This is a genomic window from Jeotgalicoccus sp. WY2, assembly GCF_018437745.1.
GTDB classification, from domain to species: Bacteria; Bacillota; Bacilli; order Staphylococcales; family Salinicoccaceae; genus Jeotgalicoccus; species Jeotgalicoccus psychrophilus.
Genome location: NZ_CP049818.1, coordinates 1,812,318 through 1,828,822, shown reverse-complemented (window position 1 = coordinate 1,828,822; position 16,505 = coordinate 1,812,318). Strand labels below are relative to the sequence as shown.

Genomic DNA, 16,505 nt, shown 5'->3' with positions numbered 1-16,505 from the left:
GACAATCGATTGAATGTCCGGAATCAGTTAAAATGGAAATAAATAATTTGATCAAGCAGTTTTTACTTTTGATTTGATGACCGGATAACCCAGTTTTTCAATCACATTTTCTATACTTTCAACTGTTGTCACTGTTTCATCGAAATCAGCTTTGATTTTACTTGCGTTGAACATGACTTTAACGCTGTCTTTTTCAACACCATCCAATCCTTTTACCGCATTATCAATCTTCTGGATACATGATGGACATGATAACGTTTCTAATTGAATAGTTGCTTTTTGCATAATATATCTCTCCTATTTATAATTTTTATTCTTTCCTTCTCTGTAATTCAAGTATAGGGTCTTTTGCTGTTATAAAATTGATGCAGATCAAGTTCTGAATGTTTTTTAAAAATCCTTAACTTTTTCTCACAGAGCGTCTTGTTCCATAATCATTCTGCTTATTAGCATTTTTACCTCTTGGCCGGTAAATCATCAGTCTCATAGCATTGAAGATTACAACAAGGATACTCAATTCATGCACCAGCATACCAATCGTCATGTTCATCCAGTTACTGAATAGTAACGCCGTCAGCAGGATCAGTACCACACCGACTGCGATGGCTATGTTCTGCTTCATATTGTTCGCTGTCGCTTTTGTCAATCCTAAGGCATGTGGTAATCTGCTGAAGTCGGAGTTCATCAAGACAACGTCTGAGGTTTCAATTGCAACATCTGTTCCGCTGCCCATGGCAATACCGATATCGGCCAGTGCCAATGAAGGACTGTCGTTCACTCCATCTCCGACAAACGCTACAATTTGCCCTTCTGACTGAAGTTTTTCAATATAAGCTGATTTGCCTTCCGGCAGCATATGTCCATGTGCTTCTGTTAATCCAAGTTCGCTGGCAACGGCATCGACAGTTCCCTGGTTATCGCCGGAAAGTACCGTTTTTAAACCCAGTTTTTTTAAGTGCTGCAGGTCTTCTTTAACACCTGGGCGAATTTGATCCCGGATTCCCATCAATACTTGTAATACGCCATCAACTGCTGTAAGCACAAGAGAGTTTCCATTTTCCTCATAACGTTTCAGATCTTTTTTAACCTTGTCATTCAGCTCAACATTCTTTTTCCATTAAATACACATTTCCTACCGCGACGCTGTGGCCGGCTACTTTAGCGACGACACCGCCGCCTTTTACGACTTCAGTTTCATCTACTTCAGAGAAGTTCGCTGGCCCAATATCCTGCAGCACAGCTTTTGCCAGCGGATGATCTGATTCCCGCTCTACACTGGCAAGATATCCAAGTACTTCATCCATGTTATCTCCATAAAATTCTTTTTCTGCAACTTCAGGATTTCCAATAGTCAATGTACCCGTTTTATCAAATACCATTGTGTCAACATTACTGAAGTCATTGATGACCTCACTTCCTTTAAGAAGTACACCATTACGTGCACCATTTCCGATACCGGAAACGTTGGATACAGGGACACCGATTACTAAAGCACCCGGACACCCGAGAACCAGAACTGTAATGGCCAATTCAATATTTCTTGTAAACGCCCAGACGATGATACCCAGTACCAGAACTGCCGGTGTATAGTATTTCGAGAATCTGTCGATAAAGCGTTCGGCTTCCGATTTTGAATCTTGTGCTTCTTCCCACCAATTCAATAATCTTACCGAATGTTGTATCTTCTCCGACACGGTCAGCTTCTATTTGAATCGTTCCGTTTTCTAAAATTGTACCTGCGAATACTTCTGATCCATTCACTTTATTCACTGGAACGGCTTCACCGGTAATACTTGCTTCATTAATATGACCTTCACCTGTTAATACAGTACCGTCGACGGGTATTTTCGCACCGGTTTTTACTAGTAAAATCACCTTCATCGACATCATCCACATCTACTTCTTCAAATTCACCGTCGGCGTTTTGTCTCAACGCACTCTCTGGTGCCATTTCTGTTAATTCTTTAATGGCAGATCTTGTCTTTTTGAGTGTCCGCTGTTCTAAGTAAGAACCGAATAAGAATAAGAATGTAACGATCGCTGATTCTTCAAAGTTTTGAATCAGTAAAGCCCCGATAACGGCAATTGTGACCAATACGTCAATACTGACAACCTTTACTCTCAATGCCTGATAAGCCTGAATTGCGATCGGTGCAATCCCGATGACAGTTGCAATGATGAGTGACAAATCGAAGACGAACATGTTACCCATACCAAATCGACCATAGAATCCAAGTATGATCAAGGTTGCACTAATCAACGTAATCAGGTTTTTCATATCTAATATAGCCCTCTGCATGATACTTCCTCCATCTCTCTATATTTTCTTGTTGGTTAAAGTATAAAGTTTTAGCCTCGTATAAAAATTGACTGAGGTCAAGATTATAAAATTTCGATGTGGACACACTCTGATTAGTCTGTAATAATTTCTACGGCATCATAATATGGCAATTCTATATACCATGCAGAAGAAACCATAATCCACACTAAAGTTTGTTAAAGTAGATATATTGTTAAGTTTGCTTTGTTGGTTAATTAATATATGTAATGGACAGTTTGAGTGTAGCTGAATCGTCTTATGAAATCTCATAGACTTCTTTTGTTTTGCAAAACATCTCTAAAGTTAAAATTGAGTTCAACTTTAGAGGGGCAATTCATTAAAAGTTGCCCCGTTACATGGCTTCCCCTTTTAATACTGAATAAACAATAAAATATGATTTTCAGACATACTCACTTTTAATTTAAGGAAAAACCAGTCCTAAGTCTTCAACCTTCCAATAAACAGACGTTACCCCTGAATATCTTTAACTCCGATGGTGTGGTTTCGCTCATTACCGGTGTATGCAGGGAATAGTGAAATTATAACTCTTAATAATATGATGCAACGCCTTATATGGCATTATATATTTTCCAATGTCTAAATTACGAATTACATTCACTAATTTGCTGGTTAATACTAATTCAATCTCAATGTCATTGCGTTCAGTGCAACAACCACCGTACTGATCGACATCAGTATTGCACCGACAACCGGAGATAGTATAAGTCCGGCTGAAGCGAGTACACCTGCTGCAAGCGGGACCGCGATTATATTATATCCTGCTCCGAGCCACAGGTTCTGCACTGTCTTACTCATTGTCTTCTCTGCCAATGACAGGAAATTCATGATATCCGACGGTTCACTCTTGACCAGTATGACGTCTCCGGATTCGACTGCGACATCCGTCCCGGCGCCGATAGGTAGCTATTTATTCAAACATACGTCTCCAGCTCATCCAGATCGACAATCATCTTGCCGGATTTGCTGATTTCCAGTATGCCGAGTTTCCTGAACATGGAGATGTTGCGACTGACGGTTTCGCGGGCGAGACCAATCATGTTCGCCATCTCATACTTGGTGAGCTTCAACGTGATTTCACGCCGGCCATCGCCAAGCACAAGCCCATGGGCATATGCAAGTCGGCGGATCAGCAGGAGGACTTGCTTGTCCGTCGGTTTTAAAATCTTCTCCTGTAGCCGGTACTGGAGGTCGATGATCATTTCTCCTATATAATTGAGCAGTTTGACCGCGATATTTGGATTTTTCTGGATCACATCTTCAAAGTTCCTTTTATCTATGAAAACTACTTCGGAATTTTCGGTTGACACTGCGCTTGCCAAATAGGGGTCACTCCTCAATATCGCATGGTGCGGAAACATCTCATTTTTGCCGAGGAAGTTGATGATCTGCTCACGGCCTTCTTCATCAATGAGGTATATTTTGATATTGCCTTTGATCACGAAATAGACATTGGTCATTTCCTCCCCCATATGAAATAGATGGGTGTCTTTTCCTATATTTTTATGATGAGCGATTTCAGCGATAACAGAAATATCTTCTTTGTTCAAAGCTTCAAAAACCTTCATGGATGACAGGTATTCTACAAACAACGATCTCGCCTCCCTTCAATATTTTATGATGACATTCTGGTCCACGGAAAAACCCTGCAAAGTGATAGATCACATTCTGCAGGACTCGATAAAAATATGATAAAACTGAACGTCAATTCAAATTCAATACCTCATTACCTCCGTGGATTCGATTATAAGTGGTTTCATCCGTGGTGACTTCATCAATCAGGCGTTTCATCTCAAATTTCTTCAGTTCATTCAAAAGCAGCCTAGCCAAAAAAACAATTTGTTTTTTTGGCTAGGCTAAATTACAAATATTTAATGTGCGCAAGGCAGGTTTATTCTTCGTCATCATCCACTTCAAAATCATCGTCATCTTCCAATGCTTCTTTGCCAAGATAGGCTTGCAGCATCCAAATATTTTCATACAAATACTTTTTGAAAGCAATCAGTGTATCTTCTAGCACATCATCGCCTTCTTCTCGTGCCAAATGGATAGCACGAATGGTTAAGCCACGGGTGCTTCTGAAATCTTCAATCACATTTTCAATCATTTCTTCTGCTTCCAAATACTTGTGGGCCGGGTCTTCTAAAAGCATGGAATATTCCTCTAATTCAGCAGTAGTCGAAGCTGGTTTATGGCCGGAAGCAATCAATCGTTCCGCGATTTTATCGAACCACTCTTCATTTACGTTGTACAGTTCTTTCAATTTGCCATGGAGACTGAAGAAATGCGGTCCCTTCACATACCAATGATATTGATGTAACTTTACATGCATCGTGTGGATGTTCCCTAAAATGTGATCTGCAATGGCTGCTGCGTTGATTTTTGTATGGTGGACATGCTCTTTATGCTCTTGCTCCTCTTTCAATCTTTCTTGCGGTGTTTTATCTCGTGTCATTTCTGTTCCTCCTATCGTTTTTACTATTTGCTTACACTATTGCTAAATAAACTGTGGAAGTAATTTCATTTCATTGTAAATTAGACAGCTTTTACTTTTGATTTGGTGACCGGGTACCCCAGGTTTTCAATCGCATTTTCTATATTTTCAATCGGCGTGACTGATTCATCAAAATTTACTTTGACTTTACTTGCGTTGAACATGACTTTGACGCTGTCTTTTTCCACACCGTCCAAACCTTTTACAGCGTTATCAATCTTCTGGATACATGATGGACATGATAAAGTTTCTAATTGAATGGTTGCTTTTTGCATAATATATCTCTCCTACATAAATTTTATGCGTTTCCTTCTCTACAATCCAAGTATATGACTTTTTGCCGTTAAAAGAATTGATGTAAATCAATTTTTGATTGCTGATTTAAAATTTTTATTTTCTCTGATAAAGCGCTTTGTTTCATTATCTTTTTGCTGCATTGGCACCTCTGCCTCTTAGACGGTAAATCATCAACCTCATGGCATTGAATGCCATCTCCATAAATGTTTTCTCCTTTTAAGATCATCTGGCTGTAAAAAATATTCAGAATGAGGAGGAGGATGATATATTATCCGATTCGAGTCGTAGCGAGGCGTGCGATTTTGATGGTAATGCTTAGGTTGTCGTAATGGTAATATTAGAGCACCGTATACATCTTGCTTAGTATTTATTTTAGATTTATGAACAATCATATTCAATTAAGTACAGCATATTGTGGTTCACAAAAGTACACTTTTAAGAACGGTTTAAAAACATTGAAATAGATTAAAATAAACGTTCTTAAACATATAAATAGTTTACGAACGTTCAATATTTTGCATATACTTTTACGAACGTTATTCAGTTATAATTAGAAAAATAATTCTGGTTTAAACACTTGTAGATGTGTTTTTTCTCTCTTAAATTTTTGATTGATTAGAGTAGACCTTAATTGGACATGAAAAATATATTAAGGAATTAATTTCAACATATTTGACCATTAATTTATATGGTCTCGTTGTCCTAGGTTGGTTTTATGAATTTGTTACAAAGAAATTTCACTAAAGTGTCTAATTTAACAGTCAACAAAATATTTTCTAATATTTGTAATTCTACTTGACAGTTACAAATACTAAATAAAAGGCATATCCCCTGTAGAATACAAGGGATATGCCTTAATGTCTTTCTAATTCACAATCTTAAATTTTGAAATCTTTCTAAGTCACAAATTAAATTTATAGAGTTTCTACTAAAATCATCTACTATTTTTTCTTTCGTTTTGTAAGCATTATAGCTATACTACCCACTATAAATAAGAATATTGCCACAGTAGCGATCGAAGTTCCTAAAGGAATTCCTGTATTAGGTAAATTATCTCTATTCTGTTCGTATTCTGTTGGCTCTGTTGGCTCTGTTGGTTCTGTTGGCTCTGTTGGCTCTGTTGGTTCTGTTGGTTCTGTTGGTTCTGTTGGTTCTGTTGGTTCTGTTGGTTCTGTTGGTTCTGTTGGTTCTGTTGGTTCTGTTGGTTCTGTTGGTTCTGTTGGTTCTGTTGGTTCTTCAGGAGTATAACTATTTGTAATCACTAAGTTACCATGGTTTTCATTGTTTATACTCACTTCATATCCTTCAGGTACATTAACTTCTTCAACTGTGTAGTTGATAGCCGATCCTTCTGAATTTACAGCTAAACCAGTCCAAGTATGTGTCCAGTCATTTTCGACAGTCACTTCCACCGGCTCACCGTGTTTTTCACCATTAGCTAAGAGTTGAATTAGTACTGAATCCGGACGATTTTCATCTGCATCGTTATCATCTTTCCATACTTTAGTAACTGTTGCTGTTGTTTCTTCTGGAGTCAGTGTATTTGTTATCACACTTTCTAATCCAGTTTCTGTCTCCATAGTTTGGATGACTGCTGAATAACCTTCTACAGCGTTTTCTGTTAAAGTATAAAGAATTTCATCACCAGCAGAGTATTTCGGTAAATCTGTGAAATTGAACTGCCAGTTATTCTCTTCATTCAGTTCAGCTTCTGCGATAATTTCACTGCCGTTTAGCAGGTTAACTGTAACATTATCTGGACGTATTCCATCCTGATTATTATTATCTTCCCAAACTTTTTCACCAGCGATATCAATCACAGCTGATTCGTGAGTATTGGTAATAATAGTTGTGTTCGGATATTCATCAGATTGATTTACTGATTTCTCATAACCTTCAGGTACTTCAACTTCCTCAACTGAGTACGTAAATGCTTCTTCATTTGCATCATACTTCTCTAAGTTCTCCCATGTTTGAATCCAGTTGTTTTCTTCAGATAATGTAACTGGTTCCCCTAGAGTCTTACCGTTTGTAACAGCTGTACATTGATTGTTTCCGGACGAATACCATCCTGATTTTCATCATCGTTCCAGCCTTTAATAACTGTGTGTTCTGTTTCATATGCTCTCGTGTTTGTGATAATGATATTTCCTTCATCTTCATCATTAACAGTTACTTCATATGAACCATACTCTTCATCGATTACTTCTTCAACTGTGTAGTCGATAATTTCTCCATCAGCATTTCGGTCTAATCCTGTCCATGTATATGTCCAGTTATTTTCTTCTGAAACTTCTTCAGAACTACCTACTGCTTCACGTTCCCCTTCAACAATTTTAATTAATTGTAATTCGATTGCTTCCGGTCGATCGTTTTCCTGGTTATCAGCATCTTGCCAATTCTTAGTCGCTGTTACGCTTGTTTTTTTTCGGTGTATACGAGTTAGTCAGTTCGTACATACCAGTTTTTTCGTTAAATCCATTAGCTGTTAAAGAATAACCTTCAACGTGATTTTCATTTAAAGTATAAACAATTTCCTGACCAGATTTATACTTCGGTAAATCAGTAAATACGTGCTGCCAATCCGTTGTTTCTGTAATATGAGCTTCTTTGATTTTCTCTCCGTCAGCGAGCAGATTAACTTCTACTCTTTCGGGACGCACACCATCCTGATTATCTTTGTCTTCCCAAACTTTTTGGACAGGAATTTCAATTGATTCAGGTGTGTAGCTATTCGTAATAACGATATTTCCATGATTATGGTCATCAATTGATACTTCATATTCTTCAGGAACATTTAGTTCCTGTACTGAATAATCAATTGCTTCACCATCAGCATTCATATCTAAATCAGACCATGTGTATGTCCAATTATCTGCTGCAGATACTTCTACTGGTTCACCTTGAGGTTCGCCATGAGCTGTAAGCTGAACTTCGATTGAATCCGGACGATTTCCATCCTGATTATTACCATCATTCCAGCCTTTTGTCACTGTTACACTCGTTAAATCAGGAGTCAGTGTATTAGTAATGATAAATCCATTATTAACTTCTGTATCTGTTTCAATTACTGTTGAATAATCTGAAACGAAGTTTTCAGTTACTGAATAGTTAATTTCTGAACCATTTTCAAACTTAGGTAAGTTTGTGAAAGTATAATTCCATTCATTACTTTCCTGGTTTTGAACAACCGCAGTTTCAACAATTTGCCCACGATCGTTCAATAAATTAAGTGTAATGTTCGATGGACGTTCACCATCCTGATTATTTGCATCATCCCAAACCTTAGTAACCGGTACTTCAGTTGTCTCAGGCGTATAGCTATTAGTAATAATCATGTTTCCGCGGTCTGCATCATTAATTGATACAGTATAATCATCTGAAACATTCAATTCTTCAACCGTATACTCTACTGCTTGACCATCTGCATTTGCATCTAAACCAGTCCAAGTGTATGTCCAGTTATTTGCTGCAAATACTTCTGCAGGTTCACCAACCGGTACAAGCTCATCACCATTTACAATATGCAATTGTACAAGGATTGAGCTCGGTCTGTTACCATCTTGATTATTAGAATCATTCCAGGATTTTGTAACAGTTGCACTTGTTTCGTCAGGTGTATGTGTATTCATTACTGTAAATTCATTTGCTGCATTCGGATTTTCTGTAATTTCAGCTGTATAATCCGTTACTGCATTTTCAGTCACAGTGTAATCAATTTCTTCTCCGTTACTGTAAACTGGTAAATCTGTAAACGTATGTTGCCAGTCCCCTGACTCTTCAAGATTAGCTGTTTTAACAACTTCACCATCTGCAAGGAGGTTAATCATTACATTATCCGGACGAATGCCATCCTGATTGTCTGCATCATCCCATTCTTTAGAAACCGATACTTCAGTCACTTCAGGCGTGTATGCATTGTCGATTACCAGGTTTCCATGATTCTCATTATTAATAGTTACTTCATAATCATTCTCTTCTTCTGAAATCTCCTGAACCGTGTAATCAATGTCAGAACCATCAGATTTAAGATCCAGTTCCGACCATGTGTAAGTCCAGTTATTAACTGCAGTTACTTCTACAGGCTCACCGTAAGTTTCACCATCAGCATAAAGCTGTACAGAAATTGATTCAGGACGATTGCCATCCTGGTTATTACCATCATTCCAGACTTTTGTTACTGTAGCAGTCGTTTCTTCAGGTGTATAAGTGTTGGTAACAACACTGTTTAAGCCTGCATCTGTTTCAATCGTTTCTATTGAAGTTGAATATTCTGCAACAGTATTTTCTGTCACACTGTATCGAATTTCTTCTCCATTGGCAAACTTCGGTAAATCATTGAATGTATGCTGCCAATTATTTGCTTCGTTCAATACTATTGATGTTTCGATCTCGCTGCCGTTTAACAGATTAACCGTCACGTTGTTTGGTCTGATACCATCCTGATTATTTGCATCATCCCATACTTTAGAAACCGCTACTTCCGTTAATTCAGGCACATGAGTGTTTGTCACAGTAATATTGTTATTGTCATCAATACTTACTGCTGATTCATAACCTTCAGGTATATTAACTTCTTCAACTGTATAGTTAATTACTTCTCCGTTGGATTGATGTGCATCTAAACCAGTCCATGTCTTTGCCCATTCGTTATCCTGCGACAACGTTACAGCGTTTCCTGCTGGTTCACCGTTCGCTAATAGCTGAACTGCGATAGTCGAAGGACGCATTCCATCCTGATTATCTTCATCGCTCCACTCTTTAATTACTGAAACATCTGTTTTCTTTTTAGTATTCACAAACTCAACATCATATGTTATTTGTTCAGCACCATATGGTTCAGTTATTTCAATAACTTGTTCTTCACCGTCTATGATATATCCTGTCGGTGCTTCTGCTTCTACTAAATAGTAAGTTCTAAGCGGCAGGTTGCCAATTAGAATCTCTCCATTTTCATCGGTTTGAATCTCATCCGCAAACAGAACTCTTTCACTTTCATTTATATAGTATAACTCGAATACTGCTGAGTTATTTGCGATCGACTCTCCTGTTTCAGAGTCTGATTTAACAATTTTCAGTGCTCCGCGGTTTGGATTAAATTCACCGGATGCCCAGCTGAATTGTTCTGCCGTAAGCTCTTCAGTTGTTACAGTGCGGTTTTCAATATTATCACCGCTTAAAGTGACCTCGTTGCTTACTTTATCTCCATCTTCTGCTGTCACTACTGTTGTGTAATTTAGAATTAATATCTGGTTTAATGATTTATTAAGTTCAATATTTAGTCTCGTTCTTCCATCTTCAGTTTTAGTGTTGGATAGAACATAATCCTCACCTTCACTTAATGGATTACCATCTGCTGTTGAGATTTCAAGTGTCCCTTGTACATACTCTAATCCAGCACTGATGAAATCTGTAATTTCCGCGTTGTCTATAATTGATAAACTATCGTTTACCTGTACTTCCCAATTGACTTCATCGCCAATGTAGACATTTGAATCTTCTTGTCCGACTGATGATTTATCTAAGAAATTATCATAGTCTTTATAGTTCACAGTACCGCTATATGGATAATCTTTACCGTCCACTGAAACTGTGGCTTCATTGGTATAATTTTCCTGAGATGTATTTGGTACCGTTGTTAATAATTCTATAACATATCTTTCTGATACTTCCTGGTTAAAGCTCAATGTAAACGTATCATCGTTTACCTCAACACTATATGCTCCCGGATCTAATACATTATCCGTGATAACAGTGTCACCACCAGCATCAACTGTATAAGTAGACACTTTGATGCTGTCTTCATCAATAGAACCTTCGTACTGAAGTGTATCCGTAATGACTACGTTATTACCGAGGTTTTGCTGCTGATAGTTAGTATATAATTGCCATGCAATTTTACGTTCTATACCCCCTTGCCAGCCATTTACAATGTTACCTTCACTGTTTTCGTGAACAAGCTGTCCTTCTTTTTTACCACTGTTCCACGAGTCAGCTCTAACAGTGGTACTAGCGCCTCTGTCCACATTAATATCGTGTCCGCTCGTTGTCGTACCTGAGTAGTTGGCGTTATTTAGATATACTTGTGCCTGTCCTTCTTCATTGGGGTGAGTGTCTAAAGTATGACCGTCAACTTCAAATTGAGGATCGTACGAAGTTTGGTAATTAATCTCTAAAATACCACCATTCAAAGTGGCATATTCACCAATCAACTTGATAATAAAACCTTTATGGTAACCAGTTTCATCGTCTTCTGTTCTTGCTTCTAGAGTATAATCTTTATTTAATACCAGTTCTCCATTCACGGAATGACTGACGTTCACTGTACCAGGAATTAAAATCATCCCTTTATTAGGGAATGTATCTTCTATAACGAGTGATTCAATACCTTCCCTGATTGGATTGACTTTTAAATTCCAATCCATTGTTTTTGTATTATAGTCAATACCAGTATGGTTTTTCTCAAAGCTATTTTTAGGAGGATTGGCTGGGATTGTTGTAGAGTGCTCTTCCTCTCCAATACCTTCTCCTTCTAATGTCGCAGTATTTTCAAAACTGTCTACATCAAAGCTCGTAATTTCTGTTTCGTATTTTATAATGATGTGCTGTGTCCCGATATCTCCAAAATCAAAAGTGATATCGCCGCCTTCACTATTTGTAACGCCTTGAGCGATAGTGATATTGGCTGCTACCTCATCTCCGGCACTGTTAGTAATTTTGATATCACCTTTTGTAAGAGTAAGTCCTGGCGGGAGTGTATCAGTAACGGTTACTCCGTTAAGATCGTGCTGAGCTCTATTTAAATTAATAGTCCAGCTTATCTTTTTATTTTCATAATCAATTCCATCAGAGGTTACTTCTTTTTCTAAAAGAGGCTGCCTGTCAAATTCAACAACAGCTTCATTTCTCCCTAATTCCTCTTCGCTATCAAGCAATATGCCAGTATTTTCAAAACTGTTATGAGTCTGATATTGACCGTCACCAATCACACTATAATCTATATCTGTACTAAAATTAATGACAAAGTGTTCGTTTGCAGCTGCAGGACCTAAGTTGATTGGGAAATTATTTGATTCTATCGTTAATTCACCAACACTCGCTCCATCAACAAATTTTTCTACTGAAAACTTCTCTTCATCAACTGATAATCCTGGTGGTAAAATATCGTCAATGATTGCATTTTCTATAGCAGAACCATTCTCATTCGCTACAATAGTCCAATCTATTTGACCGGTTTCATTATTATATGTACCCGACTTTTCAATTGGATTACTTACTGTAAGCCCTGAAACTGTTGCTTTAGCTGGTAAATCAGTTTCACCATCGTGAAATACAGCATCATTTGTAAATTCCGTTTGAGTTCTATCAGTAATAGGCGTTGTATACTGTACGCGATATCCCTGATAAGGTTCCAGGTTATCGAATGCTAATTCAAAGCCGGTATCGTTAGGAATTGGTGTCACATTGTCAACTTCTCCACCAATGACTTTGTCACCATTTAAACCTGTGGATAATTCTGTGATTATAAAATTTTCAGGTGCGCCTAATCCTTCCGGTAAAATGTCAGCCAATGTAGCAGTTGTCACTGCTTCACTACTGTTGTTCATTACATCAACTGTCCAGGTAATCTCTGTTGCGTTATGATTTTGGTCAGGATGACCTTCTTTAGTAATACCACTGGATAAATTATTCGGTCTGGCAATGACATTTAATTCCTTACCAGTCGTATCGTTGAAGTTAATAACCTGTTCAATATTTTCTTCAAATTTTTGCAGATTGAAATCTAAGTTCAATCCTATTTCTCCATTAGATACATCGCCGTCTTCAATATTCTCATTGAAGATTATTTGTAGTTCACCATTTTGAATTTGATAGGTTCCGACAGTTACACCGCTCGTAACCAAAGGCTGCACCGGAGTAGTAATTTGCTCAAATACATCAGGGAGTTGAATCGTCGCTGTATCTCCGTTTTTAGCATTCAGTCCTTCTGTATGCCAATCATAAATGAGCTCTACTCTAGTCCCATCGCTAAGATCGATAGTCGAACCATCTTCGACTGCGTTACCGTTATGAGTTAAACTTCTGAACTCAAATATATTCTGTGTTACCTCAGCTAAAGGTGCAATTTCTGCTACTTCTTCAACCGCCAGAGGCACAACAATTGCGTTCTCATTTCCAATCGGGTCAATTACTGCTTCTTCAGCGTCTTCTTCTATCATGTCAGTATTGAAGTTTACCGGTACTTGCAGTACCATATCTTCATTACTCACTGCTTCAGCAGATTCTGAAAACTCTACTTCAACTACACCGTTATTATTAATTGTATAATTCCCGACTTCACTGCCACTAGCTATGATTTTATCACTAACCGCCTCAGCAGTTTTTACACTGTCTGGTAAATTATATGTTATTTTGTCATTCTTTTCATAATTATGATCAGAAGTAAGATGACCTTTCATTTCTAAAATGAACGTTTCTTCCACTACTATTGCATTTTCAACATTAATTTTTTCATTATCTGTATTTAATGCATCTTTAATATTTAAAGAATACCCTTGCTTCTCTTCTACTGCTATAGGAACAATCAGTGCTGTCATCAGCGATTGGGTTTATAACAGCTTCTTTAGTATTTTTCTCTATGTAATTCGTATCGAAGCTCACTTTGACTTGCAGTGCCATATTTTGCTTACTCACTGCTTCAGCAGTTTCTAAAAACTCTATCTCTACTACACCGCTATTATTGATAGTGTAGTTTGCAACTGCACTGTTCCCGGCTATTAATTTTTCGTTGGCCGGTTCAGAAGGTGTTACACCTGCCGGCAAGTTAAATTTAATTTTATCTTCTGCTCTATAGTTGTGATCAGAAGTAAGATGACCATTCAATTCTAAAATAAATGTTTCATTTGCTTCTATTGCATTGTCAGCAGTAATTTTTTGATTGTTTACATTTACTGCGTTTTTAATTCCTAATGTGAATCCGTGTCTTTCTTCTTCAGCTTTTGCTTTTTCAGACGCTGCCTCTTCTTCTGCTGCCAGTTTCTCTGCTTCCGCTTTTTCAGACGCTGCCTCTTCTTCTGCTGCCAGTTTCTCTGCTTCCGCTTTTTCAGACGCTGCCTCTTCTTCTGCTGCCAGTTTCTCTGCTTCCGCTTTTTCAGACGCTGCCTCTTCTTCTGCTGCCAGTTTCTCTGCTTCCGCTTTTTCAGACGCTGCCTCTTCTTCTGCTGCCAGTTTCTCTGCTTCCGCTTTTTCAGACGCTGCCTCTTCTTCTGCTGCCAATTTCTCTGCTTCCGCTTTTTCAGACGCTGCCTCTTCTTTCGCTGCTTTGGATTCTGCTTCTTTGATCAATTTCTCATCTACTTCAATACTTTGGCCATCTGATGTAACTTCAGAGGCTACAATTGATAATGGTGACATAAATACAGTACTAAACATCAATATCAATGCAAAGTATGTAAAGATTCTTTTCTTCATCAATTTATTCTCCTTGCTATAATTTATTAAAGTCAATAACAGTATACCACAATAATGTGTAAATATTCTCAAATTATTCCCAACAATTAAATAGTATCGCTTGATTTTTCAACTTTAAATATTATATTCCCTCTAAGTATCAATTAAGTATTTCTTCATTCAATAGATATCCTTGCATATGACTATATCAAAAGAATATTAATAGGTTTTTATAGACAGTTTTATATACCTTTGATCTGAGAGAATCCAATACACCGTAAGGATAATAAAATTGGTAAAGAAATATTATAGAGATAGGACGATTATTAATAAGTAGAATTTAACAGCTAACAGTAAAATATTTCTTTATAGTATTAAGTTTATTTTTATCAAGAAAATATTATTCGACTTTTATGGCTGACTGATATTTAGATACTAGATAATTTAATTTTAGGTAAGAATCAAAGAATACTTTCTTTTCGTTTTTTCTCTACATTTAGATCTTGTAAATTTAAGATATGGAAAGTAGAAAATAAAACTTATATAAACTATGAGGGAATGAACGTTATAAGTAGACCCTTATCACACAGATAGTGTTTGCTGATAATCCTCATTATTTGATGTATGATTAGGGTGTTAAATAAGCATTAGATAAAACGGATGGTTTCATGAAAGTTGCGTATTCTCATGTTTCTATATTGAATCAGAATCTTGAAAGACAGATTTCCATAAAAAAAATAATGCCCTCTGAAGGGCATTATTTTTTATAATTTACCTAAACGCCGTACCGAATGCTGTTCCTTTTATAAACGCACCCTGCCCTTTTTCACCCACGTATTTACCGTCTTTAACGACCTGTGTTCCTCTTAAGAACACCGCATCACATTCACCGATCTGGTCAAATCCTTCATACGCCGTGTAATCCAGTGCATTCAGGCTGTCTTCTACTGTAACTTTCTTCTCTACATTCGGATTGTAAATCACAACATCCGCATCATACCCTGGAGCAATGTATCCTTTACGGTGATCGAGTCCATTGTTTTTAGCAGGCATCGTCGAATAGTAATCCACTAATTCTGATCGCGTAATCTTCCCTGCTTCTACACCGTACGTCCATAACATCGGCAGACGGTTTTCCAGTCCCGGTGTACCGTTCGGAATCAGTCTGAAATCATCCAGCCCCATCTTCTTCTGATCAAACGTAAATCCGCAGTGGTCAGAGCTGACTGCATTAATTGAACCGTCTTTTAACGATTTCCATAAATACTCCTGATCGTGTTTATCTCTTAAGGCAGGTGAGCATACATATTTAGACCCTTCGAAGTTTTCTTTCGCAAGATACTCCTTATCAAACAGAAGATACTGCGTACATGTCTCACCGAAGACCGGCAGTCCTTCTTCTTTCGCTTTTTTAATTGCATTCACTGCACCTTCAGTCGTTACATGAACGATGTAAATTGGAGCATCCGCAAAACGGGCTAAGTTAATCGCCCGTTCAGTCGCTTCTGTTTCTACAATCGGCGGACGTGTTAGTTCGTGATAATACGGATCCGTATTCCCATCAGCTATAGCTTTCTTCTGCATCAGGTCAATTAAATCTGCATTCTCAGCATGCACCATAACAGTAACGCCTGCATCTTTCGCTTCCAGCAGTGCATTCGTTACCGCTTCATCATCCGAATGGAAAAACTGGCCCTTATACGCCATAAACAGCTTAACAGTCGGATAACCCGCTGCAGGCAGATTTTTAATATCCTTAAACGTTTCAGGTGTCGGATCTGTAATTACCGGGTGGAAACTGTAATCCACCATTGAAATACCCTCTACCCACCTCTTTACGGTACGCTCCACCGTTTCAACAAGGCCTTTGCCTGTTCCTGGTTGACGAACTCAATGACCGTCGTCGTGCCTCCAAGCGCTGCTGCA

General features: G+C 37.9%; 10 protein-coding genes and 4 pseudogenes. All 14 read right to left on the bottom strand.

The window, feature by feature from the left end; all coding sequences use genetic code 11:
• Positions 1-51: 51 nt before the first annotated feature.
• Positions 52-285 carry a heavy-metal-associated domain-containing protein gene (locus tag G4D76_RS10635; RefSeq protein ID WP_092596279.1) on the bottom strand — a complete coding sequence of 78 codons (234 nt, stop codon included), beginning with the start codon at positions 283-285 and terminating at the stop codon, positions 52-54.
• Positions 286-400: 115 nt separating this feature from the next.
• Positions 401-1,099, bottom strand: a complete 699-nt coding sequence (locus G4D76_RS16120) for an HAD-IC family P-type ATPase (RefSeq protein ID WP_256440570.1) — start codon at positions 1,097-1,099, stop codon at positions 401-403.
• Between the two features lies 1 nt (position 1,100).
• Complete coding sequence (locus tag G4D76_RS16115) at positions 1,101-1,661, bottom strand: HAD family hydrolase (RefSeq protein WP_256440469.1); 561 nt, start codon at positions 1,659-1,661, stop codon at positions 1,101-1,103.
• 55 nt (positions 1,662-1,716) lie between these two features.
• A pseudogene (locus tag G4D76_RS16110) lies at positions 1,717-1,881 on the bottom strand (hypothetical protein); the annotation flags it as partial.
• The gene (locus G4D76_RS15275; protein ID WP_250129941.1) at positions 1,814-2,299 is read right to left on the bottom strand and encodes a hypothetical protein; all 486 of its coding nucleotides are present in this window, start codon (positions 2,297-2,299) and stop codon (positions 1,814-1,816) included. The gene G4D76_RS15275 and the pseudogene G4D76_RS16110, both read right to left, overlap by 68 nt.
• 657 nt (positions 2,300-2,956) lie before the next feature.
• Positions 2,957-3,244, bottom strand: a pseudogene (locus G4D76_RS10625) (heavy metal translocating P-type ATPase); the annotation flags it as partial.
• Positions 3,245-3,252: 8 nt separating this feature from the next.
• Positions 3,253-3,930, bottom strand: a complete 678-nt coding sequence (locus tag G4D76_RS10620; protein ID WP_213809855.1) for a Crp/Fnr family transcriptional regulator — start codon at positions 3,928-3,930, stop codon at positions 3,253-3,255.
• A 299-nt stretch (positions 3,931-4,229) separates the two neighbouring features.
• Complete coding sequence (locus G4D76_RS10615; RefSeq protein WP_124011086.1) at positions 4,230-4,793, bottom strand: Dps family protein; 564 nt, start codon at positions 4,791-4,793, stop codon at positions 4,230-4,232.
• A gap of 80 nt (positions 4,794-4,873) precedes the next feature.
• Entirely contained in the window at positions 4,874-5,107 is a 234-nt protein-coding gene (locus G4D76_RS10610; protein WP_213809854.1) for a heavy-metal-associated domain-containing protein, read from the bottom strand.
• Positions 5,108-6,070: 963 nt separating this feature from the next.
• Positions 6,071-6,949, bottom strand: a complete 879-nt coding sequence (locus G4D76_RS10605; RefSeq protein ID WP_213809853.1) for a Cna B-type domain-containing protein — start codon at positions 6,947-6,949, stop codon at positions 6,071-6,073.
• A 24-nt stretch (positions 6,950-6,973) separates the two neighbouring features.
• Positions 6,974-7,485: pseudogene (locus G4D76_RS17015) on the bottom strand (Cna B-type domain-containing protein); the annotation flags it as partial.
• Positions 7,486-7,531: 46 nt separating this feature from the next.
• Positions 7,532-13,726: a Cna B-type domain-containing protein gene (locus G4D76_RS10590; RefSeq protein ID WP_213809852.1), complete on the bottom strand. Its 6,195-nt coding sequence runs from the start codon at positions 13,724-13,726 to the stop codon at positions 7,532-7,534.
• The gene (locus G4D76_RS10585) at positions 13,665-14,600 is read right to left on the bottom strand and encodes a hypothetical protein (RefSeq protein ID WP_213809851.1); all 936 of its coding nucleotides are present in this window, start codon (positions 14,598-14,600) and stop codon (positions 13,665-13,667) included. The genes G4D76_RS10590 and G4D76_RS10585 overlap by 62 nt, the downstream gene beginning before the upstream one ends.
• A gap of 750 nt (positions 14,601-15,350) precedes the next feature.
• Positions 15,351-16,442 (bottom strand): annotated as a pseudogene (gene hydA, locus G4D76_RS10580) (dihydropyrimidinase); the annotation flags it as partial.
• Positions 16,443-16,505 lie beyond the last annotated feature (63 nt).

Excerpts from the sequence above, each read along its gene's own strand:
- G4D76_RS10635 (WP_092596279.1), bottom strand. The coding sequence starts at position 285 with ATGCAAAAAGCAACTATTCAATTAGAAACGTTATCATGTCCATCATGT.
- G4D76_RS15275 (WP_250129941.1), bottom strand. The coding sequence starts at position 2,299 with ATGCAGAGGGCTATATTAGATATGAAAAACCTGATTACGTTGATTAGT.
- G4D76_RS10615 (WP_124011086.1), bottom strand. The coding sequence starts at position 4,793 with ATGACACGAGATAAAACACCGCAAGAAAGATTGAAAGAGGAGCAAGAG.
- G4D76_RS10610 (WP_213809854.1), bottom strand. The coding sequence starts at position 5,107 with ATGCAAAAAGCAACCATTCAATTAGAAACTTTATCATGTCCATCATGT.
- G4D76_RS10590 (WP_213809852.1), bottom strand. The coding sequence starts at position 13,726 with ATGACAGCACTGATTGTTCCTATAGCAGTAGAAGAGAAGCAAGGGTAT.
- G4D76_RS10585 (WP_213809851.1), bottom strand. The coding sequence starts at position 14,600 with ATGAAGAAAAGAATCTTTACATACTTTGCATTGATATTGATGTTTAGT.